This is a genomic window from Pseudonocardia nantongensis (genome assembly GCF_046546495.1).
Classification (GTDB): Bacteria; Actinomycetota; Actinomycetes; order Mycobacteriales; family Pseudonocardiaceae; genus Pseudonocardia; species Pseudonocardia nantongensis.
This window is the reverse complement of record NZ_JBKGXT010000019.1, coordinates 40,004-60,518: the sequence shown is the minus strand read 5'-3', so window position 1 is coordinate 60,518 and position 20,515 is coordinate 40,004. Positions and strand designations below refer to the sequence as shown.

The following is a 20,515-nucleotide window of genomic DNA, read 5'->3' as shown; positions in this document are numbered from 1 at the left end:
GTCCTTCAGGCCGCGTGGGCCGCCAGCACGACCGGGATCCGGCGCAGCCGCTCCAGCAGCACCGGCATCCGGGACGGCGGCAGTGCCACCGACACCGTCATCCGGGCGCCGCGCCGCTCGACACGCACGTCGACGACGTCGTAGCGGCGGCCGCGCAGCATGGTCAGGATCGCCAGCGGGCCGTCCGGCCCGGGCACCAGCTCGACGACGACGGACCGGCCGTCCGGGCCGGGATCCGCGGCCGCAGGATCGGATGCCGCGGGATCCGGCGGCGTGGGATCGGATGCTGCGGGACGGGCCGCTGCGGGATCGGGTACGGGCGGGGCGTCGCGCACGGATGCGGTCACGGCGGATCTCCTCGAGTGCGGTTCCCGGGGGATCCGGGCCAGGTCCCGGGCTCGGCGGGTGCCGCGGCGGCACGCGAACGGCGCGCCGGCGACCTGGCTCAGCCGGCGCGCCCGATAATGATCCGGCCACGCACGGCGCCGACCATAGCCGATCCGTCCGGCCGCGGGCCAGGACCGGCCCGGCGGCGGGCGGCGCGGTGCCCGGGAGGCAGGATGGGCGCCGAGGCGGTCCGGCCCGGCCCGGCCGCCGTGATCGTCGCGAACGAACGGAGTGGTGGCGTGGGACGTCCGCTGGAAGGCCTGCAGGTCGTGGAGTGCGCGAGCTTCGTCGCGGGGCCGACCGGCGGCATGACCCTGGCCCAGCTCGGCGCCTCGGTGATCCGGATCGACCCGCTCGGCGGCGGCCCGGACCACCTGCGCTGGCCGGCAGCCGGGCACGGCGCCGGCGACTCGTACTACTGGGCGTCGCTGAACAAGGGCAAGCGCTCGATCACCGTCGACATGCGCTCCGACGAGGGCCGCGAGCTCCTCCTCGCGCTGGCCACCGCGCCCGGCCCGGACCGCGGCGTGCTCGTCGACAACGTCGTCGGGCGCCGCTGGATGGCCAACGACGTGCTCGTCGGGCGGCGGGAGGACCTGATCCACATCCGGGTCCAGGGCTACCCGGACGGCCGCCCCGCGGTCGACTACACCGTCAACGCCGAGGTCGGTATCCCGCAGATCACCGGCAGCGAGGAGGGCGCCACCCCGGTCAACCATGTGCTGCCGGCGTGGGACCTGGTCACCGGGCTGAGCGTGTCCACCGCGGTCCTCGCGGCGCTCTACGACCGCTCCCGCACCGGCCGCGGCGTGTACTCCGAGCTGGCCCTGTCCGACGTGGCGCTGGCGGGGGTGGCGAACCTCGGCTGGCTCTCCGAGGCCGAGGAGCGCGGCCACGAGCGGCCGCGGCACGGCAACCACGTCTACGGCAGCTTCGGCGTCGACTTCGCATGCTCGGACGGCGAGCGGGTGATGGTCGTCGCGCTCACCCCGGCCCAGTGGAGCGCGCTGGTCTCCGTCACCGGGACCGAGGCGGTCTTCGAGGCGCTGGAGTCCGCCCTGGACACCGACCTCACCGGGGAGACCGAGCGCTACCGGCTGCGGGACACCATCGCCGCGGTCCTCAAGCCGTGGTTCGGCGCCCGGGACTCGGCCACCGTGGAGCGCGAGCTCAACGCCGCCCGGGTGCTGTGGGGTCGCTACCAGGGCATGACGCGGGTGGCCGGCGAGCACCGCACCGGTCGCGAGCACCCGCTGCTCGCCGACATGACCCTGCCCGGCGGGGAGACCGGCATCACCGCGCGGTCCCCGATGCGCTGGGACGGCGCCTACGGCGACGCCGGCGACGCCCCCGAGCTGGGCCGGGACACCGACGGGGTGCTGGCCGACGTGCTCGGCCTCGGTGCCGGCGAGATCGGCGCCCTGCACGACCGGGGCGTGGTCGGCTGACCGGTGCCGGTCAGGTCCCGGAGTCCGGCCGGTAGGCGGGGGCCCGCTTCGGGCGGCTGCGCGGCGAGCGCTCCAGCAGCGGGACGGTCCGCGGCGGCACGACCACCGAGAGGATCACCACGCTGGTCGACCGGCTGATCGTCGGCGACCGGTTGAGCATCAGCAGTACCTGCTGGAAGTCCTCATAGGACGCGGACGCGATCCGGCACAGCAGGTCGGACGACCCGGTCGTCGCGTAGGCCTCCAGGACGTTCGGCTGGGCGCTCAGCTCGGCCGCGACGTCGTCCAGGGCGCCCTGGGCGATCTCCAGCGTGACGAAGGCCTGCAGCTCGTAACCGGCGGCCGCGACGTCGACGACCGGGCCGAAGCCGGTGATCACCCCGACCTCCTCCAGCCGGTTCAGCCGGGCCGTGACGGTCCCGCGGGCGACGCGCAGCGTGCGGGAGAGCTCCAGGATCCCGACCCGGGAGTGCGCGGGCAGCGCCGTGATGAGGTCGACGTCCAGGGCGTCCAGCTGCACCGTCATGTGGGCGGACTGTACAGCGGGATGCGGGATCGGCCGGGCAGTTCTGACCGCTGCGCCCAGCTCCATCGGGATCGGTTGCCGGTCCCTCCGCGTTCCGGTGTGCTCGTTGCCCGCCACCGGTTCCCGAGAGGAGCGCACCGTGAGCATCGAGCAGACCCTCACCGACTCCGAACGCCTCGCCGACCTCGACCTGGATCGGCTGCGCCGGCTCGTCGGCCTGGTGGAGTACGACAGCGCGGCCGACCCGTTCCCGGTCACCGGCTGGGACGCGGTGGCCTGGGCGGTCGGCAACGCCACCCAGGCCGCCCAGCTGTTCCAGGGCGTCTACGGGATGGAGCAGGTCGCCTACTCCGGACCCGAGACCGGCAACCGCGACCACCACGCCTACGTGCTGCGCTCCGGCGCGATCCGGTTCGAGCTGCGCGGCGCGGTCGACCCGGCGAGCCCGATCGCCGACCACCACCGCGCGCACGGCGACGGCGTCGTCGACATCGCACTCGAGGTCCCCGACGTCGACCGCTGCATCGACCACGCCCGCGCCCAGGGCGCCACGGTCCTGGCCGCACCGCACGACGTCACCGACGAGCACGGCACCGTGCGCACCGCCGCGATCGCCGCCTACGGCGACACCCGGCACACCCTGGTCGACCGCAGCCGCTACACCGGCCCCTACCTGCCCGGCTACGTGGCGCGCGGGTCCTCGGTGCCGCCGGGCCCGCGGCTGTTCGAGGCACTCGACCACGTCGTGGGCAACGTCGAGCTGGGCCGGATGGACTCCTGGGTCGACTTCTACCACCGGATCATGGGCTTCACGAACATGGCCGAGTTCGTCGGGGACGACATCGCCACCGAGTACTCGGCGCTGATGAGCAAGGTCGTGGCCTCCGGCAACCACCGGGTGAAGTTCCCGCTCAACGAGCCCTCCCCCGGCCGGAAGCGCTCGCAGATCGACGAGTTCCTGGACTTCTACGGCGGCCCCGGCGCCCAGCACCTGGCGCTGGCCACCGGCGACATCCTCGACACCGTCGACGTCCTGCGCGCGCGGGGCGTGCAGTTCCTGCCCACCCCGGACGCGTACTACGACGACCCCGACCTGCGGTCCCGGATCGGCGAGGTCCGGGTCCCGATCTCCGAGCTGCGGTCCCGCGGGATCCTGGTCGACCGGGACGAGGACGGCTACCTGCTGCAGATCTTCACGGCGCCGCTCGGCGACCGCCCGACGGTGTTCTTCGAGTTCATCGAGCGGCACGGCTCGCTGGGCTTCGGGAAGGGCAACTTCAAGGCGTTGTTCGAGGCCATCGAGCGCGAGCAGTCCCGGCGCGGAAACTTCTGACCTGCCCGGCCCGCTCAGTCGTCCGAGTAGGCCGAGAGCCCGGGGCGGTAGGTCTTGTCGTCCAGGAACCGGGCCATGCCCTGCTGCCGGCCGCGCTCGCCGTCGAGGAACTGGGACTGCTCGAGCTTGGCGTAGAGGTAGTCCTCGGCCTGCTCCCAGGGCATCTCCTGGGCGAGCTTGTAGCCGACCTTGGCGGCCCGCATGACGACCGGGTTCGTCGACGCCAGCTTGAGTGCCAGCTCGCGGGTCCGTTCACGCAGCCGCGCGGCCGGGACGGCCTCGTTGACCAGCCGCATCCCCGCGGCCCGACGGCCGTCGAACGCTTCGCCGGTCATGATGAAGTACAGCGCGTCGCGTTGGCTGACGGTCGCGGCGAGCGCCCGGCTGACGACCCCGCCGGGCGGGATGCCCCAGTTGATCTCGGACAGCCCGTACTGCGCGTCCTCGTCGGAGATCGCCAGGTCGCACGCCACGAGCGGGGTGAAGGCCCCGCCGAAGCACCAGCCGTTGACCATCGCGACGGTCGGCTTGGACCAGTTCGACAGCCGCTTCCACTGCCACTCCGCCGAGGCGCGGCGGACCCGGGTCTGCAGGGCGGGATCCCCGGACTCGTCGACCTCGCGGAAGTACTCCTTGAGGTCCATCCCGGCCGAGAACGAGTCGCCTGCGCCGGTGAGGACCAGGGCCCGGCAACGCGGGTCGGCCTCGAGCGCGTCCAGGGTGGCGACCATCTCGTCGTTCAGGGCCGGGTTCATCGCATTGCGCTTGTCCGGGCGGTTCAGCGTGACCCAGGCGATGCCCTCGTCGAACTCGACGAGCACGGTGTCGCCCCAGGGACCGTCGGCGGTCGGCGCGGCCATGGCGAGCGTCCCTTCGGTGATCTTCTCATCAGGTTTCCTGATGAGTTTACCTCGTCTCACACACGGCCACCACCGGCGGGCCCGCACCGGTGCCGCCGGCCCGCAGTACGGGGGGACTCCGGTCCGCCGGCCGTCGCCGACCCGTGGGGGCGGCCCGCCACCCGCGGGGCCGCGCCGCGGTACCTGGTGCCGAGCGTGCGGGGCGAGATGCTGCGCGACCACAGCTGGCCGCTGCGGGTCCCGCGGGACGTCAAGGTGCTCGGGGGCGGAATCCGGCGGGCCGGCCGTGACCTCACCCAGCGGCTTGGCGGTGCGCCGCGCCCCTCCGAGATCGCGGTCGAGCTCCGAGCCGGGACCGAGGAGGTCGTCACCGCGCTCAACACCCCGGACGCGTACCGGCCCGAGCCGCTCGACAGGACCGGCCCGGACGACGACCTCACGCTCGGCGATCGGCTCGGCTACGAGGATCCGGCGACAGAGGGTCGTCTCCGGGCGGCAGGACCTGCGGGACGGGATCAACGACCTGCCCGAACGCGAGCGCCGGCTCCTGCTCTTGCGGTTCTACGGCAACCGTACCCAGTCCGGGATCGCCGGGGAGATCGGCATCTCGCAGATGCACGTGCCGCGGCTGCTGTCCCGGACGGCCCAGCGCCTGCCCGCGGCCGTCGAGGACTAATGGGTTCCCCCGCCGGTGCGCAGGCGCGCTCGCCGGTCGCGGCCCCGGGTGGCGCCATGCCCGATGTGATCCGTCGGTTCGGCGCGCCCCGCCCGACACGACCCCGGCGACCGGCGTTTGAACCGGCCGGCGCGGGGGACGCAAGAAGCACCGCGCCGTCCGCGATGCCTGGCATCGCACGTCCATCGTGGAGGACACCTGTGAGGATTCACTCGCGCCCCGCCCGCACGCTCCCACCGGCCGGCCGCGGCACCGCCGCCGGCGCCGGCGCCGGACACGGGATCGTTCCCCGGTGACCACGGTGGCTGGCCTGCCCGGAGTACTCGCCCCCGTCCCGTACCCGGACGGGCCGGCGGCGCCGCCCCGGTTGGGGCCTGCCGCGGAGTTCCGCTCGGCGCTCGCCGACCGGGAGCTGGAGCTGCCGCTGCCCGGCGACGGCGACACGGTGTCCCGCTGGGCGGCGCTGGCCCGGTTCGGGCGCCGAGACCTGTCGCTGGCCCGGCTCGTCGAGGGGCACACCGACGCCGTCGCGATCCTGGCCGAGGCCGGGCGCGCGCCGCAGCCCCACCGCCTCTACGGCGTCTGGGCGTCCCGGGCGGGCGGCGGTGCGCACCTGGCCGGCGGAGCCGGCGGGCTCCGGCTGCGCGGCACCGTCCGGTTCTGCTCCGGCACGCACCTGCTGGACCGCGCCCTCGTCGTCGCGGGGGCCGACGACGGAACCACCCGCACGGTGGACCTGGACCTGGGCGACGTCCACGTCGAGCGGTGCGCCGGGCGGTGGCGGGCTCCGGGGATGGCGGCCGGCGACTCCGACGACGTGGTGCTGCACGACGTCCCGGTCCCGCCCGACACGGTCGTCGGCGGCCCGGACGCCTACACCGACCGGCCCGGGTTCTGGTGGGGCGGCGCCGGCGTGGCCGCGGTGTGGCTGGGCGGCGCGGCGGCGCTCTGCGACGAGGTCGCGGCGGCGCTCGGCCCGGACGCCGAGGACCCGCACCGGCTGGCCGGGCTGGGCACCGCGGTGGTCGCGGTGAGCGCCGCGGACGCGCTGCTCGCCTCGACCGCCCGCGCGATCGACGGCGACCCGGGGAGCTCGCACCGGCGCGCGGTGCAGGTGGCCCGCTCGGCGGTGGAACGGGCCGGCCGTACCGTGCTGGACGAGGCTCCGGCCGTGTCCGGGGTGAGCGCGCTGGCCGGTTCCGCCCGGTTCGGCGTCCGGCTCGCCGACCTGCAGATCTACCTGCGCCAGCACCACGGCGGGCGGGATCTCGCCGACATCGGGCGGGCCCTGCTCGAGCGCGGAGGGCGCTGATGGAGCCGCGTGTGCCGGCCGGCGCCTGGGACGACGCCGTCGCGGTCCGGGCCGCGCGCGAGCTGGACCCGGCCGGGATCGGGCGCCTGGTCGCGGTCTCCGCCCATCCCGACGACGAGACGCTCGGCGCGGCCGGCCTGCTGCGTCGCGTCACCGCCGCGGGTGGCCGGGTCGAACTGGTGCTGGCCACCGACGGCGAGGCGGCGCTACCCGAGGTCGGATCGATGGACCGCGCTGCGCTGGCCCGCACCCGGATCGGCGAGCTGCACGCGGCGCTGGCGGAGCTCGGGGTGGACGCCGAGGTCCACCGGCTCGGACTCCCCGACTCGCGACTGTCCGATCCGGCGTCGTCCGGTTCGGGTCCGTCCGGTTCGGACGGTGGCGAACAGGCGCTGGTCGCCGCGTTGACACCGCTGCTGGCCGGCGCGGACGCCTGGGTGAGCCCGTGGCGCGCCGACCCGCACCCGGATCACGCGGCCATCGGCCGGGCCTGCATCGCGGCGGCACCGGTGACGGCGCACGGCTTCGGGTTTCCGGTGTGGGCCCGGACCCGGATCTCCCCCGACGACCCGGCGGTGCCCTGGGACCGCGCGTTCGGGCTGGCCCTGGGGCCGGACGACCGGACGGCCAAGCGGTGCGCCATCGCGGCGCACGCGTCGCAGACCTCGGTGCCCGCGGGCGGTGACCGGCCGGTGCTCTCTGCCGCCACCCTGGATCACTTCCACGGCGACCGGGAGGTCTACTTCCGGGAGCCACCGCGGGACGGAGCGCCCACCGCGGTCTTCGCGGAGCTCTACAGCGATGGCGCCGATCCCTGGGAGGTCCGCACCTCCTGGTACGAGCGCCGGAAGCGGGACGTGCTGCTGGCGTCGTTGCCCCGCACGGACTACCGGGTCGGCGCGGAGCCCGGGTGCGGGCTGGGCGCCCTCACACGCGACCTGGTCGGCCGGTGCGGGCGCCTGGTGGCCACCGACGCCACCGCCGCGGCGATCCACGCGACCACCGCGGCGGTGGAGGCGGACTCCAAGGTAGAGGTGGCCCGCGCCGACATCGACGACGAGCGCGCGCTCCCGGAGGGCATCGACCTGGCCGTGCTCTCCGAGGTCCTCTACTACCTGCCCGAGGAGCGCGTCGACGCGGTGCTCGAGCGGGTCGCGCGGGCGCTCGTCCCGGGCGGGGACCTGGTGCTGGTGCACTGGCGCGGGTGGCCGGCGGAGGCGCCCACCGACGGTGCGGCGGTGCACCGCAGGGTGCTCGGTGACGACCGCTTCGACACCCTGGTCGAGCACGTCGACGAGGACTTCCTGCTGCACGTGGTCCGGCGGCGGTGAGCCGGCGCCGTATCGACGCGGTCGGGGTCCTGGTACCCGCGCACGACGAGGAGGACCTGGTCGGTCCCTGCGTCCGCTCGGTGCTGGCCGCACTCGCCGTGGCCGGGCGCCCTGCGGCAGTGTGCGTCCTCGCCGACCGCTGCACCGACGCGACGGTGCGGCGCGCCCGGGCCGCCGTCTCCGGTGCCGCGCTGCCGGCCGTGGTGCACGAGGACCGGTCCGGCGGCACGATCGGCGCCTTGCGGAACCGGGCGGCGGAGGCCGCGCTGGCGCGCCTCGACGCCGACCCCGAGCGGACGTGGCTGCTCAGCACGGACGCCGACGGCACCGTCGACCCGGGGTGGGTACGGGCGCATCTCGACCCCGCCGCAGCCGGTGCGGACGCGGTGGCCGGCGGGGTGGCGCTGGACCTGCCCGGCAGGCCGGCACCGCCCGGCGAGCCGCCGCTGCCCGACCATCCGGTGTACGGGGCCAACCTGGGACTGCGGGCCGGGCCGTTCCTGTCGGTCGGCGGTTTCCCGGACATCGCCTGCGGCGAGGACCACGGCATCGTCGCCCGGCTACGGGCCGCCGGCTACCGGGTCGCGCACGGTGCGCCCGGGACGGTGTGCACCAGCGCACGGACGACCGGCCGGGCCCGCGATGGGCTGGCCGACCTGTTGGGTTCACCCGTACGGGCGGATCAACGGGTGGGGGCGTGATCGTCCGAGTGGCGTAGGCCGGTGCGTCCGGGAATGATCCACTGGATCAACCGTCCGGCCCCGATACGCGAGGTGACCGCATGAGTACCCAACTGCATGATCCGCAGGTTCTCCCCATCTCCGACGTGGCCGACCAGTGGGTCGCCCGGTGCGACTGCGGGTGCGGGCTGTTCGAGAAGTTCGCCCGGCGCGACGACGCCGACGCCGCGGCCTCGGCCGCGGCCGACGACGGCACCGCGCCCACGGCCACCGAGCACGGCGTCGACCACACCGACGTCCTCGGTGGGGGCTCCGAACCGATCTGAGCCCATGTCGGACGCGCGTGCGGCGACCGCCTCACCGGTCCCGCGGCAGCAACGGGCCCAGCGGCCCCAGCTCGATGTTCAGGTCCTCCGGGGTCAGCCCGAACCGTTCGGTGAGATCGTCCATGGCCGTCTCCAGATGCATCAGCGCGCTGCCGAGGTCCTCGACCTGCTCGTCCGACAGGTCCCCGTTGTCGACCCGGCGCAGGACCTGCTTCTCCATCAGCTGGCGCAGCAGCTCGACGATGGTCAGGACCAGCTTCATCAGGTCCTGTTCGACCGAGTCGCGGTCGATCTCCACCCGTCCACCCGGCCGGGCACGGCCGGGCGCGGTGTCGTCGTCGGGGTCCCGGGCGCTCACGCGTCGGGTCCCGGGGGGAGGGTGGCCGGGGCCGGCAGGTCGTCGTCGACCGGGGCGATCGAGGTGATCAGTGCCCGCAGCGACACCCGGACGAGGTCCACTCCGGCGAGTGAGATCGTCACATCGCCGACGAGCACGACACCGCCGGCGAGCAACCGGTCGAGCAGGTCGACCAGTGCGACCTCGCGGCCCCCGAACACCCCGGTCCGATCCTCCCCGCCGAACTCCAGGGCGCCGCTCACCGGTCCACCTCCGGCTCCGGCACGGCCGCGAACGAGTACGGCACCCACGGTCCGGTGACCTCCACCAGAAACCCGGTCGGCGCGACCCGCTCCACGGTGGACCGCCACGTCGCGGAGTCCGCGTCGTCGACCAGGAAGGCGGCGTTGAGGACCATCGGCTCGGACCGCCCGGTCAGCGAGCTGTCGTGCACCCGGTGCCGCCGGGCGTCGACCGACACCGTGGCGAGCTCGTCGTACAGGGTGGTGGCCTCCTCCTCGGCCCCGTCGCTGCGTCGGCGGGCCGCATCGACCGCCGCCTTCCGGCGGCGCAGGTACTCGCTGCCGGACGCCGGTCGCTCCTGCTTCTGCTCGGCCGGACGGCTCGGGGCCTCCGGCCGGAACACCTTGATCCCCCACTCGGCCCGGCCCCGCACCCGGTCGAGGACCGCGGCCAGTCCGTCCCGGCGGGCCTCGATCGCCTGCTGCACGCGCGTCCGGTCGTCGAACACCGTCGCCAGCGACAGCGGCGCCACGGCGGTGTGCCGTCCGACCCCGTCGACGACGTCGTGGTGGGCGCGCGCGGTGGCGGCCAGCCACTGCAGGTCCTGCATGGACTCCTCGAGCCGTTCGGCGGAGAACTCCTCGGTCGGCACCTCGCTGACGACGGCCAGCAGGTCCGCGCACGGGAGCACCTCCACCGCCGATCCGGAGATCCCGGTCAGCCCGTCGGCCGCGGGGTCCGGCGCCTCGCCGCAGACCGCGTACACGTAGAACCTCGACATCGCCTGCCCTCACCGCCTCCGCTCGTTCCGAGTGCCGTCACGGGACGGTGACCGGCGCCGGGCCGGTTGCCGCGCGCTCGCGCGTTCGCCCTTCCGGCGGGACGGGGCGGGCTCCTCGTCGACCGTGTCCTCCTGCGGCTCGTCCCGGTCGCCCTCCGGATCCTCCTGCGCCGCAACGTCATCGGCTGAATCGTCGGCCGGTTCGTCGTCGGCCGGCTCGTCGTCGGCCGGTTCGTCGTCGGCCGGTTCGTTGTCGGCCTGGCCCGCGTCGGCCGGGTCGGCGTCCTCGTCCTCGTCGTCGGCGCCCTCGATCTCACCGGGGGCGTCGCGGGCGGGACGCCCGCCCGCCGGTGCGGCGCGCTCCAGGGCCTCGACGCGCTCGCGCAGCCGGGCGTTCTCCGTCTCCAGGTCCTGGCGTCCGGCGGAGAGCGAGGGATCCCGCTCCCACCAGTCGATCCCCATCTCCTTGGCCCGGTCGACGGAAGCGACCACCAGCCTGATCTTGATCGTGAGCAGCTCGATGTCGAGCAGGTTGACCTGCACGTCACCGGCGATCACGATCCCCTTGTCGAGCACCCGTTCGAGGATGTCGGCGAGGTTCGATCCGTCCCCCCGGGACTCCTGTCGCCGCGGCTGTCCCGACGTCCATCGCACCGTGTCGCTCATGTCGGCCCCCTCTTTCCCGGCCGGTTCATCAGTCGTCGCCGCTCCCCCGCATGTAGCGGCGGATCCGGCGGTACGACATCAGTTCGGCCTCCTCGTCGAGCTCGGCCTGATAGACCGCCAGCACATCCGCGGAGTCCGGGATGCGCTGGGTCTCCACGACCTCGACGTCGACCGTCCAGCCGTCGTCGGTGCGCGCCACCGAGGTCACGCCCTCGGGTTGGCGGCCCGTCATCTCGATCACCTGCTCGACCGCGGCACGGGAGACCGCACGGGCACCCCACCGCTTCCGGCGGGCCGGCGGGGACGGGTCCCCGGTGTCCGTGGCGGCCTCGTCGTCGCTGTCGTCCGCATCGGCCCCGTCGTCCTCGTCCGAGTCGGCGTCCTCTCCGGAGTCGGCGTCCTCATCGGAGTCGGCATCCTCGTCGGAGTCGCCATCGACGTCGTCCTCCGCGATGTCCGCTTCCGCGTCCTCGTCGGCCTCATCGGCGGTGTGCTCGGCGACGTCCCCGTCGGCGTCCTCCGCCTCGTCCGTGGCGACCCCCTCGTCGGCCTCGGCCGTCTGGACCGGAGCACCTCGCGGGCGACGCCGTACGGGCCGCCGGGACCGGGTTCCACCCTCGTGGTCGTCCTGCTCGGCCGCGTCGACCGCGTCACCGGCCCGGCCCTCCGGCTCCGCGCGCGGCCGCCGGGCGGGCCGACGGGAGGCCGAATCGTCGGCGGCCCGTCGCGCGGGGCGGCGATCCGAATCGTCGGCGGAGCGACCCTCGCGCGGACGCCGCGGCGCCCGCTCCCCGTCCTCGGCACGCGCGGAGCGGCGCTCGCGGTCCCCATCGGACGTTCCGTTGCGCGACCGCCGGGTCCCGTCCTCAGTCCGCCGCGCGCGCGTGCCGTCGCCGCTCTCCTCCCGGCGGCGGCGCGGGCGCGCGGGACGTTCCGCCCCCGCATCGCCGGATGCCGGCTCGCTCTGCCGGCGCCGGTTCGCCGGGGCCTCTCGGCGGGGACGTTTCGGCTGCTCAGCCACCCCCGCCCCTCCTGTCCCGGCCGGTCATCCGGTCGAGTGCCTCCTCCTGGCGAGCGTCCCGCTCGGCCTCGTCGATCTCTCCGCGCTCGAAGGCGCGTTCCGCGTCGTCGATCTTCTGCCGCAGCACGGCCGGATCGTTCATCTCCCGGTCGACCTGCTCCTCGACCTGTTCGGCGACCCACACGACGCCGCGCACCGGAGCGAGCGGCAACGTCAGCAGCCCGGTGATCAGTCCCATGTCACCCCTGTTCCGGCTCGGCGGGCTCGGGCAGGAAGTCGAACGGGGCGACCGGGCCGACGAGCCGCAGCGCGACCCGGTCGCCCCACTCGTCGCCGAGCGCGTCGACCGCCTGCTCGAAGTCCGAGCGTCGGTCGCGCGGAACCAGGAACGAGATGTTGACGGCCCCGTCCTCGCCGCCGGCCTGTTTCACCAGCACCGCGTCGGCAAACGGCGCGAGGCGCTCCTCGGCATCCTCGGCGTCGGCGGTGCGCTGCTCCTCCAGCTCGGCCGCGATCCGCTCACCGAGCCGGACGCGGTCGTAGTAGGTGGCGTCCGGGTCCTGGCCGCGGATCGACTCGCTGAGCTCGGCGATGTCCGAGTTGTTCCCGACGATGCCGCTCAGCAGCTCGTCCTGGTCGTAGCGCCCGTCCAGGACGAACTGGACGCGTCCCTCGATCGCCCGCAGCGCCTCGACGAAGAAGTCGTGGTTCTCCTCCAGCAGCTCGTCGACGACCGCCTGGTCGTTCTCGACCACACCCCCGAACCGCATCGGCAACACGGTGACCTTCTCGGCGACCGCGTTGACCACCTGCTCGTGTGCCATCAGGTCGTCGCGCCGGCCCAGTGGGCGGTCGACGGGGATGTCGCTGACCACGGCCGCGAGGTCGCGGTGATCGAGCAAGGCGATGTCGGTTCCCTCGGCGCCCACCGCCTGCAGTCCGGTCGGGATGTCGGAGCCCGCCGCGACCACGCCGTAGACGTAGGTGCCGGACTCGGTAGGCCCGCTCATCGGCGCCTCTCCTGCTTCTCCTGCTTGCGCTCCCCACGGAACTCGTCGACCTTCTCCTTGCCGGCCTCCAGCACGCCACGGGTGGTGCCCTTGGCCCCGCCCTCGTAGGCGCCCTCGGTGATCCCCCCGACCATCTCTCCCAGGTCCTTGCCGCCCTTCTGGTGCAGGTCCAGCCGGTTGGTGGCCTCGGCGAACCGCAGATAGGTGTCGACGCTCGCGACGACGACCCGGGCGTCGATCGTCACCAGCTCGATCCCGACCAGCGAGATCTTGACGAACACGTCGATCACCAGTCCCTTGTCGAGGATCAGTTCGACGACCTGGGCGAGATCGCCCAGCTGGGAGCGCTCGACACGGCCGCCCCCCTGGCGCTGGCTCACGGTCACTCGTGATCACTTCCTTCGCTCGGGTGCCGCCCGGGCGAGACCGCCGCGCGAGGGCGGTGGACCCGGAACGGCCGCGCGTCGGTTCGGTCAGGCCCCGCTGGGCTGGCGACGGCGGGCGCGGGTCGTCCGCGTCCCCCCACGGTCGCCGTCGCCCCCCGGGGCCTCGCCCGCATCAGCGTCCTCGTCGGCAGCTTCCTCGTCGGCGGCCTCGTCGGTCGGCTCCCGGTCCTCCTGCTCGACGTCGTCCGGCTCGTCGAGGTCCTCGGCGTCCTCCGGGTAGTCGGTGTCCTCCGCGCGGTCGGCGTCGGCGTCCTCGTCGAGGGGCTCCTCGGTGTCGTCCCGCTCGTCGTACTCGCGCTCGGTGTCGTCCTCGGTGTCGTCCTCGGCCCAGCCGTCCTCGTCGTACTCGTCGCCGTACTCGTCCGCGTACTCGTTGTCGGCGTAGTCGGAGCCCTCCTCCGAGCCCTCCTCGTCCTCCTCGGCGGCGCGCTCCTCCTCCAGCGCCTCCTCGTGCGTCTTGACGACCTCGCTGTCCCGGATCTCGCCCCGCCAGCCCTCCAGGTCCTCCTGGTTCACCAGCGACTCGACCATCACGTGCCGGCGGTAGTGCTTGAACTCCAGGCGTGCGCGCCGACCGACCGCGCGCCAGATGTTGCCGGTCTTCTCGAAGAACCCGACCGGGTAGTACTCCAGGACGAGCAGCACCTTCGTCAGGTTCGGCGTCAGCTCGTGGAAGGAAACGATCCCGTTGACGTAGCCCTTGGCGCCCTGCGACTTCCAGATGATGTGTGTGTCGGGGATCTGCTCGATGATCGTCGCGGTCCACGAGCGCTTCGACCAGAAGACCTGGGCCTGCCAGTTCTGCTTCTCGTCGGCCTCCTGGTCGACGTTGCTCACCTTCTTCATGAAGGTGGGGAAGTCGGCGAACTGGGTCCACTGGTCGTAAGCGACGCGCACCGGCACGCCGACGTCGAGCTCCTCGACGATGTTCATGAACTTGAACTTGCCGCGACCGCCGCCGCCGGACCCGCCGGAGCCACCGCCGTCGCCGCTGCCCTGGTCGTCGCCGCCGAGACCGACGGCGCCCATCACCTTGTCCTTGGCGGCGGACAGGCCACCCTTGATCGCGCCGGTCACCGGGTTACCTCCCTCGGCCGCCTCCTTGCCGCCGGCCAGCGCGGACTTCAGGCCCACGCCGCCGTTGTCCGCGACGTCGGTCAACCGGCCGGTCAGCGAGTCCACCCGCTCCAACGCCATGTTCGCCGCGCGCTCGGCCACCGTGGACAACAGCGTCTGGACCGCGCCCTTGAGCCGGTCCGTGGGCAGGTCGGCCACCGAGGTGGCCGTGTCGGAATCCGAATCAGCCATCGCTACGACCCCCCGTCGTCCGCGTGGACCGGCGCGTGCCGGTGCTCTTCGCCGTGTTCGTGCCGCTGCTCTTGGCGGTGCTCTTGCGTGCGCTCGTGCTCTTGCCGGTGCGAGCCGTGGAGGTTCGCTTCTTCGCCGGCTGGTCCCCTCTCGACGTACGGCTGCTCGCGCCGGAGCCGGACGCACCCGCGCGGGACGACCCGCCGGTGCGCCGGCTCGGTGCCGAGTCGTCATCGGTCGTGCTGCGGGGGTTCGCGCTGCCCGAGCTCGTGCCGGTGGACTTCGCGGCGCGGGAGTTCCGCTTCGCCCCGGAACCCGAGCCCGGCCGGTCCTGGTCGGCCGGTTCCTGGTCGGCCGGTTCCTGGTCGGCTGGTTCCTGGTCGGCCGGTTCCTCGGCGGCTTCCTCGTCCTGCCCGCGGCCGCGCACAGAGGAGGTGGCCGCGTCACGGGCGGAACCGAGCCCGCCCGCCGCGGACTCCGCCGCGGCGCCGGCCGTGTCCCCGACCGTCTCGACGGTCGCCCCCGCCGCCTCCCCAGCGCCACCGGCGACCTGCTCGACGGGCTTGCCGAGGTTCTCCACCCGGCCCACCAGCGAGTCGGTGAGCGACTCCATCCGGTGCGACGCCGCCGAGAGCGCGGCGTCCTTGCCCGCGTCGAGCAGCCGGGTGGTCACCGCATCACGCAGCCGACCGATCTCGGGTGACGCCGAGGCCAGCTTGGCGCCGCGACTCAGGAGCTCCGTCGGCGACAGGTCCAGCTTCCGGCCGGCCAGCGCTCCGCCGAGCATGATCGCCAGCTTCATCTTCTTGGTTCGGCCGAGGACGTACCCCCCGAGGACCGCGAGACCGACTTTCGCGGGTGATCCCATGTGGTCCACCTTTCCATTCCGGTTGTCGTCCGTTCGACCGGCGACGGTCGCCACCGAAGGCCCGACCGAGCCTTCCACGAGAAGCGACCGGCCGCTCACGAATCGGGCGACGTCCGACCTGCCAGTGACCCGGACGCTACATCGATCCGGCATCTTGTGAACCGCCCGAATGGCGCAAAGTTTTTCAGGCCCTTTCGGCCCTCGTCCGTCACTCATTCGATCTGACGCAAAGCCCTGGACTACTACGGCCGGACCAGCAGCGTGGACCATACGACCCTGACGGCCGAGCGCTTACCCGACTGCCCTGGAAAGGCCCCGGAAAGATCTCCGTCGCCCCTTTCCGATCATCGTCCGGGGCGGTCGAAATTCACCTGATGAGACTAGACTACATTCAAGATCACCGGCACGACCTGCACCGATTGCATTCGTTTTCGATCATGTCTCTCGACACCCCACCGAAATGCCTCGTACGGCCCCGGCGCGGCGAACCACGGGTGATCGTTCATCGGGCGGTCGACGCGGTCACGTTGTCCGCGTCCGCCGCTCGATCGTCGATCACCGGGCAGGACCGGCCGCGAGGACTACGCGGTCGCCGCACCAGGTTCCTGACCGGCGGATCCGGGTACCTCTGCCGCATGACGCGCTTGCCGGACACCGCCGTGCCCGCCACTGCCGGCGCCGTGCCCGACCGGACGTGCACCTGCCCGCCGGGCCGGGTGGGGGCGTCGGTCCGGCTGCGGGGAGGTGCCCGATGACCTCGGTCGAACAGGCCGTGCGGCGGTTCCGCGAGATCCCCGCCGCGGGCCGCTCGGAGGGAACCCGCGAGGAGCTGCGCGAGGCGTTGCGCAAGGCCGACCTGCTCGACGACGCGCACGCTTGGAGCGTGATCGAGGGCATCGACGACGACGCGTCGCTGGTCGGCCCGGACGGGCAGGACGTCGGCACCTGGCGCGAGGGGTACCCCTACGCCGAGCGCATGCCGTGGCGGGACTACGAGACGTCCAAGCGGGCGCTGCAGATCGAGCTGCTGAAGCTGCAGTCCTGGGTGAAGGACACCGGCCGGCGGATCGTGATCCTCTTCGAGGGACGGGACGCCGCCGGCAAGGGCGGGACCATCCAACGCTTCACCGAGCACCTCAACCCGCGGGGCGCCCGGGTCGTGGCCCTGGACAAGCCGACCGAGACCGAGCGCGGGCAGTGGTACTTCCAGCGCTACATCGAACGGCTGCCCACCGCCGGCGAGATCGTCCTGTTCGACCGGTCCTGGTACAACCGCGCCGTCGTCGAGCGGGTGATGGGCTTCTGCTCCGACGACGAGTACGAGCGCTTCATGCGGGAGGCCCCCAGCCTGGAGCGCTCACTGGCCGACGACGGCGTGCACCTGGTGAAGCTCTGGTTCTCGGTGTCCCGCCGCGAGCAGCGGACCCGGTTCGTGATCCGGGTGCTGGATCCGTTGCGGCAGTGGAAGCTCAGCCCGCTGGACCTGGCGAGCCTGGAGAAGTGGGACGACTACACCGCTGCCAAGGAGGCGATGTTCGCCCGTACCCACACCGCGTCCGCGCCGTGGACGGTCGTCGACGCCAACGACAAGCGACGCGGCCGTATCGAGGCGCTGCGCTGGGTCCTGTTCGGTCTGGACTACCCGACCAAGGACCCGGACGTCGTCGGGGTCCCCGACCCCCTCATCGTCGGACGCCCGCGGGAGGCGGTCGAGGCGGAGCGGGGACGGGGCGCGTGACCGGGGCTCATCCCGGCCGGCCAGGTACCGCCGCGCCCTCAGGCGGCACCTCCGCGAGGTCCGGGTCCAGCCCGAGGTGGTGCAGGTAGCGGCGCGCCGAGGCGACGACCGCCGGGTGCGCGTCCCCGACGACGACGTGTCCCCACCAGGCGCCGTACAGCGATGCGTAGCGGAACCGGGACAGCACCGCGACCGCCCGGCGGACCGTGTCGGGGTGCTCCGGGATCAGGTTCGGGTAGCTGTACATGAACCCGACCCAGCGGCGGTCCGGCACGACGGTCACGATGTCACCTGCGCAGACCGCGCCGCGCCCGTCGGTCCCGTCGGCCCAGTGCAGGACGGACCCGCCTGCGAAGTGCACGCCCAGGTGCACCAGGGTGCGACCGGGCAGGATCTCGTGTTCGGCCCCGTCCCACGGCGCCGCCTCGACCCCGGGCGGGACCCAGTCCCGGTCGGCGGCGTGCACGTACACGGGGACGTCGCCGAACTCGCGGCTCCAGGCCGCCACCGTCGAGTAGTAGTGCGGGTGCGAGACGGCGATCGCGGCGATGCCGCCGCGCTCGTGCACCCGGGCGACCGTGTCGTCGTCGAGCAGGGCCGTGCAGTCCCACAACACGTTGCCGCCGGGTCCGGGCACCAGCAACGCCCGCTGGCCGATGGCGAACGACGGGGTCGTCCCGATCCCCCAGAGGCCCGGCACCTCCTCGCGAACCTCACCGCGGAGCCCCTCGGCCGCCAGGTCCGCGGGCGTGGTCCAGCGTTGGCCCGCCCAGTCGACGTACTCGCGCTCGTCCTCACAGACCGGGCAGGGCCCGGTTCCGGCCGCGAGCGGGTACTGGACCCCGCACCGCCGGCAGAGCGGGCCGTCCTGCAGGTGCATCTCGTCCTCCGCATGCCGGGCGGGTTCAGCCGGACGACTCCTCGTTGATCCCGGTCGAGGAGTCGTCGTCGACCGGGTCGGCGCGCCCGGGGCCGGGCTGCTCGGCGTCCTGCTCGCGGTCGCCGTCGTCGCCCGGGTCCTCGGCGCGCCGGCCGAGGACCCGGTTCTCGGCCTCGTCCACTGCGCGCTCCGGTTCGATCCGCGGGTCCGCGCCGTGTTCCTCGGGAGCGGTGTGCTGCGGGCCGCCGTTGTCGTGTGTCACGGCCTCCGGGTACCCCACGAAGCGTCCGGGCATACCGCGTCCGGCCGCGTGGTCCGGCCGCGGCGTGGGGGCGGCACGAGCCCCGCCCCCACGCCCCGCGACCGCGGTCGCGGTCCCACCACGAACGGGGCCCGGATGGACGGCCCCGCGCCCACTGCGTACCTCCGGTACGCGGGCTCACACCTACCGTGGCGGATGGACTCATGGAGCCGGCGATGCAGCGGCGGCCGAGGACCCCCTCGCTCCGCGGCACCCACGAGCGCGCCGACACCCCGGGACGCGCCGGTCAGGGGCCCGGTGGGGCCGGCCCCGGGCGCGCAGTCGGGTGTGTCGACGCCTCCGGCGCGGGTAGGCCGACAGCATGAGCACGCACACCGCACCGGTCGGGCTGCTCGTCGTCGGAGGTGGCCCGGCCGCCCACTCCGCGGCGATCGCCTACCGCGAGCAGGGCGGCGAGGGATCGGTCCTGGTCGTCTCCGACGACGACACCCCGCCCTACTTCCGCCCGGCGCTGACCAAGGACCATCTCCGCGGCGAGAGCAGCGAGGCGGAGCTGCTGCTCGCCCCGGACCGGCCGGACGGCGTCGAGATCCGGACCGGGCGGACGGTCGGCACCCTGTCCCCCGCCGAGTACCGCGCCCGGCTCGACGACGGCACGACCATCGACTACCGGCAGTGCGTGCTGGCCACCGGGGCGACGCCGACGCAGCTCCCGGTGCCCGGTGCCGAGAACGGCCTGTACCTGCGCTACCTGGCCGACGCGCGGACGCTGCACGAGCGGATCGGCCCGGCCCGCTCGGTGGTCGTCGTCGGCTCCGGGTTCATCGGGTGCGAGGCCGCGGTGTCCATGGTCCGGCGCGGGCTCGAGGTCACCGTGTGCAGCAACGAGCGGAACCCGCAGGCCACCCGGCTCGGGGACGCGGTCGGCGATCGGCTCGCCGAGTGGCTGCGCGCCGAAGGCGTCCGGTTCCGCAGCGGGGCCGAGGTGACGGGCATCGAGTCCACGACCGACCGGCAGGTCGTGCACGTCCGCGACGGCGACCCGGCCGGCGCCGACGTGGTGCTGGTCGCGGCCGGGATCACGCCGCGGGCCGGCCTTGCGGCCGAGGCCGGGGTGCCGGTCGAGCAGGACCGGGTCGTGGTCGACGAGCACATGCGCAGCACGGTGGACGGGGTGCTCGCCGCCGGGGACGTGGCGCTTGCCCGCAACGCCGCCGCCGGCCGGCACCTGGCCGTCGAGCACTGGGGTGAGGCGGAGGCGATGGGCCGGATCGCCGGGACGACCGCCGCGGGCGGCGACGCCGTGTGGGACTCCCCGCCCGGGTTCTGGACCGAGATCGGCGACCGGGTGCTGAAGTACGCGGCCTGGGGCGACGGGTTCGACGAGGTCGCCCTCGCGACCCACGGGGACGGCGGTTTCACGGCCTGGTACCAGCGCGCCGGCCTGCTCGTCGGCGTCGCGACCCACCTCGCGGACGACGACTTCGAGCGCGGCGCCGACCTCGTCCGCCGTAACGCGACGTCCTCGGCAGGCCCCGGCACCCCGGACACGACGAGCCCGGTGGACGTGCCGGGTTGAGCGTTGGTCGCCCGGGTCCTCCTCGGGCATGGCGACACGCAAGGACTCGCTGAACCGCTACCGGTCCCGCCGCGACCACCGCCGGCACCTACCGCAACCTGGCCGACGAGGACGTGGAGTCGGGGCTGCACCGCGGGTATCTCAAGGTCTGGCTGGACGGGCGGAAACTGCACGGCGGGTGCGCGCTGACCCGGACCGCGGTACGGGCCCGGCCGCTCAGCCGGGCGTTCGACGGGCCCGCGTGCCTGCCGGGCCGACGCCGTCGCCGACCGGGGGGTGCGCACCGGGGCGGGCAAGACCGTGTGGGCGGTCGTCTCCGCCGACGGAACTCGAACGGGGCACGGAGCTCGAACAGGACACGGAGCTCGAACGGGCACGGCCCCGCTCGTCGCACGCCGGCGCCCGTACGGCCCGGTCGGCCGCGCGCTCGTCTCGGGGCCCCGCCGCCGTCCGTTTCCACCCGGGTGGGTGAGGAACCCCGCTCGTGCAGCCACGCG

General features: G+C 73.9%; 24 protein-coding genes. 9 read left to right on the top strand and 15 right to left on the bottom strand.

The annotated features are described in order from the left end of the window. Positions 1-5 precede the first annotated feature (5 nt). A complete protein-coding gene (locus ACLFMI_RS20130; RefSeq protein ID WP_410949463.1) occupies positions 6-347 on the bottom strand; it encodes a hypothetical protein in 342 nt (113 codons plus the stop codon). A 213-nt stretch (positions 348-560) separates the two neighbouring features. Between ACLFMI_RS20130 and ACLFMI_RS20125 the strand changes: the two genes are divergently transcribed. After that, positions 561-1,835 (top strand): CoA transferase, encoded by a 1,275-nt coding sequence (locus ACLFMI_RS20125; RefSeq protein WP_410949462.1) that lies wholly within the window; start codon positions 561-563, stop codon positions 1,833-1,835. Between the two features lie 10 nt (positions 1,836-1,845). Here ACLFMI_RS20125 and ACLFMI_RS20120 read toward each other — a convergent pair whose 3' ends face one another. Then, a complete protein-coding gene (locus ACLFMI_RS20120) occupies positions 1,846-2,361 on the bottom strand; it encodes an Lrp/AsnC family transcriptional regulator (RefSeq protein WP_410949461.1) in 516 nt (171 codons plus the stop codon). A 139-nt stretch (positions 2,362-2,500) separates the two neighbouring features. Here ACLFMI_RS20120 and hppD point away from each other — a divergent pair, with 139 nt between their 5' ends. Beyond that, on the top strand, positions 2,501-3,694 hold the full coding sequence (gene hppD, locus ACLFMI_RS20115; RefSeq protein WP_410949460.1) for a 4-hydroxyphenylpyruvate dioxygenase: 1,194 nt from the start codon (positions 2,501-2,503) through the stop codon (positions 3,692-3,694). 14 nt (positions 3,695-3,708) lie between these two features. Here hppD and ACLFMI_RS20110 read toward each other — a convergent pair whose 3' ends face one another. After that, positions 3,709-4,554: a p-hydroxycinnamoyl CoA hydratase/lyase gene (locus ACLFMI_RS20110; RefSeq protein WP_410949459.1), complete on the bottom strand. Its 846-nt coding sequence runs from the start codon at positions 4,552-4,554 to the stop codon at positions 3,709-3,711. Between ACLFMI_RS20110 and ACLFMI_RS20105 the strand changes: the two genes are divergently transcribed. The 5 genes from ACLFMI_RS20105 to ACLFMI_RS20085 all read left to right on the top strand — a co-directional run bounded on the left by ACLFMI_RS20105 (position 4,490) and on the right by ACLFMI_RS20085 (position 8,879). Beyond that, on the top strand, positions 4,490-5,230 hold the full coding sequence (locus ACLFMI_RS20105; RefSeq protein ID WP_410949458.1) for a sigma factor-like helix-turn-helix DNA-binding protein: 741 nt from the start codon (positions 4,490-4,492) through the stop codon (positions 5,228-5,230). The two genes, ACLFMI_RS20110 and ACLFMI_RS20105, sit on opposite strands and share 65 nt — an antisense overlap. Before the next feature lie 292 nt (positions 5,231-5,522). Continuing rightward, entirely contained in the window at positions 5,523-6,542 is a 1,020-nt protein-coding gene (locus ACLFMI_RS20100) for an acyl-CoA dehydrogenase (protein WP_410949457.1), read from the top strand. Beyond that, positions 6,542-7,873 carry a bifunctional PIG-L family deacetylase/class I SAM-dependent methyltransferase gene (locus tag ACLFMI_RS20095; RefSeq protein WP_410949456.1) on the top strand — a complete coding sequence of 444 codons (1,332 nt, stop codon included), beginning with the start codon at positions 6,542-6,544 and terminating at the stop codon, positions 7,871-7,873. The genes ACLFMI_RS20100 and ACLFMI_RS20095 overlap by 1 nt, the downstream gene beginning before the upstream one ends. Then, positions 7,870-8,574 (top strand): glycosyltransferase family 2 protein, encoded by a 705-nt coding sequence (locus ACLFMI_RS20090; protein WP_410949455.1) that lies wholly within the window; start codon positions 7,870-7,872, stop codon positions 8,572-8,574. Before ACLFMI_RS20095 ends, ACLFMI_RS20090 begins: the two co-directional genes overlap by 4 nt. Positions 8,575-8,654: 80 nt before the next feature. Then, positions 8,655-8,879, top strand: coding sequence for a hypothetical protein (locus ACLFMI_RS20085; protein ID WP_410949454.1), 225 nt, complete (start codon positions 8,655-8,657; stop codon positions 8,877-8,879). 31 nt (positions 8,880-8,910) lie between these two features. Here the strand turns inward: ACLFMI_RS20085 and ACLFMI_RS20080 are convergent, their stop codons facing one another. The 10 genes from ACLFMI_RS20080 to ACLFMI_RS20035 form a co-directional block, all read right to left on the bottom strand. Next, entirely contained in the window at positions 8,911-9,237 is a 327-nt protein-coding gene (locus ACLFMI_RS20080; RefSeq protein WP_410949453.1) for a gas vesicle protein K, read from the bottom strand. Beyond that, positions 9,234-9,479 carry a gas vesicle protein gene (locus tag ACLFMI_RS20075; RefSeq protein ID WP_410949452.1) on the bottom strand — a complete coding sequence of 82 codons (246 nt, stop codon included), beginning with the start codon at positions 9,477-9,479 and terminating at the stop codon, positions 9,234-9,236. Before ACLFMI_RS20075 ends, ACLFMI_RS20080 begins: the two co-directional genes overlap by 4 nt. Next, positions 9,476-10,240: a GvpL/GvpF family gas vesicle protein gene (locus tag ACLFMI_RS20070; RefSeq protein ID WP_410949451.1), complete on the bottom strand. Its 765-nt coding sequence runs from the start codon at positions 10,238-10,240 to the stop codon at positions 9,476-9,478. The genes ACLFMI_RS20075 and ACLFMI_RS20070 overlap by 4 nt, the downstream gene beginning before the upstream one ends. Before the next feature lie 9 nt (positions 10,241-10,249). After that, positions 10,250-10,906 (bottom strand): gas vesicle protein GvpJ, encoded by a 657-nt coding sequence (locus ACLFMI_RS20065; protein WP_410949450.1) that lies wholly within the window; start codon positions 10,904-10,906, stop codon positions 10,250-10,252. 28 nt (positions 10,907-10,934) lie between these two features. Next, a complete protein-coding gene (locus ACLFMI_RS20060) occupies positions 10,935-11,927 on the bottom strand; it encodes a gas vesicle protein GvpO (RefSeq protein WP_410949449.1) in 993 nt (330 codons plus the stop codon). Then, positions 11,920-12,165, bottom strand: a complete 246-nt coding sequence (locus tag ACLFMI_RS20055; RefSeq protein ID WP_410949448.1) for a gas vesicle protein GvpG — start codon at positions 12,163-12,165, stop codon at positions 11,920-11,922. The genes ACLFMI_RS20060 and ACLFMI_RS20055 overlap by 8 nt, the downstream gene beginning before the upstream one ends. Before the next feature lies 1 nt (position 12,166). Continuing rightward, complete coding sequence (locus ACLFMI_RS20050) at positions 12,167-12,937, bottom strand: GvpL/GvpF family gas vesicle protein (RefSeq protein ID WP_410949447.1); 771 nt, start codon at positions 12,935-12,937, stop codon at positions 12,167-12,169. Beyond that, on the bottom strand, positions 12,934-13,323 hold the full coding sequence (gene gvpJ, locus ACLFMI_RS20045; RefSeq protein ID WP_410949446.1) for a gas vesicle protein GvpJ: 390 nt from the start codon (positions 13,321-13,323) through the stop codon (positions 12,934-12,936). Before gvpJ ends, ACLFMI_RS20050 begins: the two co-directional genes overlap by 4 nt. A gap of 87 nt (positions 13,324-13,410) precedes the next feature. After that, entirely contained in the window at positions 13,411-14,691 is a 1,281-nt protein-coding gene (locus ACLFMI_RS20040; protein WP_410949445.1) for an SRPBCC family protein, read from the bottom strand. Continuing rightward, positions 14,684-15,559 carry a hypothetical protein gene (locus ACLFMI_RS20035; RefSeq protein WP_410949444.1) on the bottom strand — a complete coding sequence of 292 codons (876 nt, stop codon included), beginning with the start codon at positions 15,557-15,559 and terminating at the stop codon, positions 14,684-14,686. Before ACLFMI_RS20035 ends, ACLFMI_RS20040 begins: the two co-directional genes overlap by 8 nt. Before the next feature lie 751 nt (positions 15,560-16,310). On the opposite strand from ACLFMI_RS20035, the gene ppk2 reads away from it, so the two are divergent. Next, on the top strand, positions 16,311-17,297 hold the full coding sequence (ppk2, locus tag ACLFMI_RS20030) for a polyphosphate kinase 2 (protein ID WP_410949443.1): 987 nt from the start codon (positions 16,311-16,313) through the stop codon (positions 17,295-17,297). A gap of 7 nt (positions 17,298-17,304) precedes the next feature. On the opposite strand, the gene ACLFMI_RS20025 is transcribed toward ppk2, so the two are convergent. Both ACLFMI_RS20025 and ACLFMI_RS20020 read right to left on the bottom strand, forming a co-directional pair. Next, positions 17,305-18,177: an MBL fold metallo-hydrolase gene (locus ACLFMI_RS20025; RefSeq protein ID WP_410949442.1), complete on the bottom strand. Its 873-nt coding sequence runs from the start codon at positions 18,175-18,177 to the stop codon at positions 17,305-17,307. A gap of 25 nt (positions 18,178-18,202) precedes the next feature. Continuing rightward, a complete protein-coding gene (locus ACLFMI_RS20020; RefSeq protein ID WP_410949441.1) occupies positions 18,203-18,439 on the bottom strand; it encodes a hypothetical protein in 237 nt (78 codons plus the stop codon). 361 nt (positions 18,440-18,800) lie between these two features. Between ACLFMI_RS20020 and ACLFMI_RS20015 the strand changes: the two genes are divergently transcribed. Beyond that, complete coding sequence (locus ACLFMI_RS20015) at positions 18,801-20,018, top strand: NAD(P)/FAD-dependent oxidoreductase (protein WP_410949440.1); 1,218 nt, start codon at positions 18,801-18,803, stop codon at positions 20,016-20,018. The last annotated feature ends 497 nt before the right edge of the window (positions 20,019-20,515 follow it).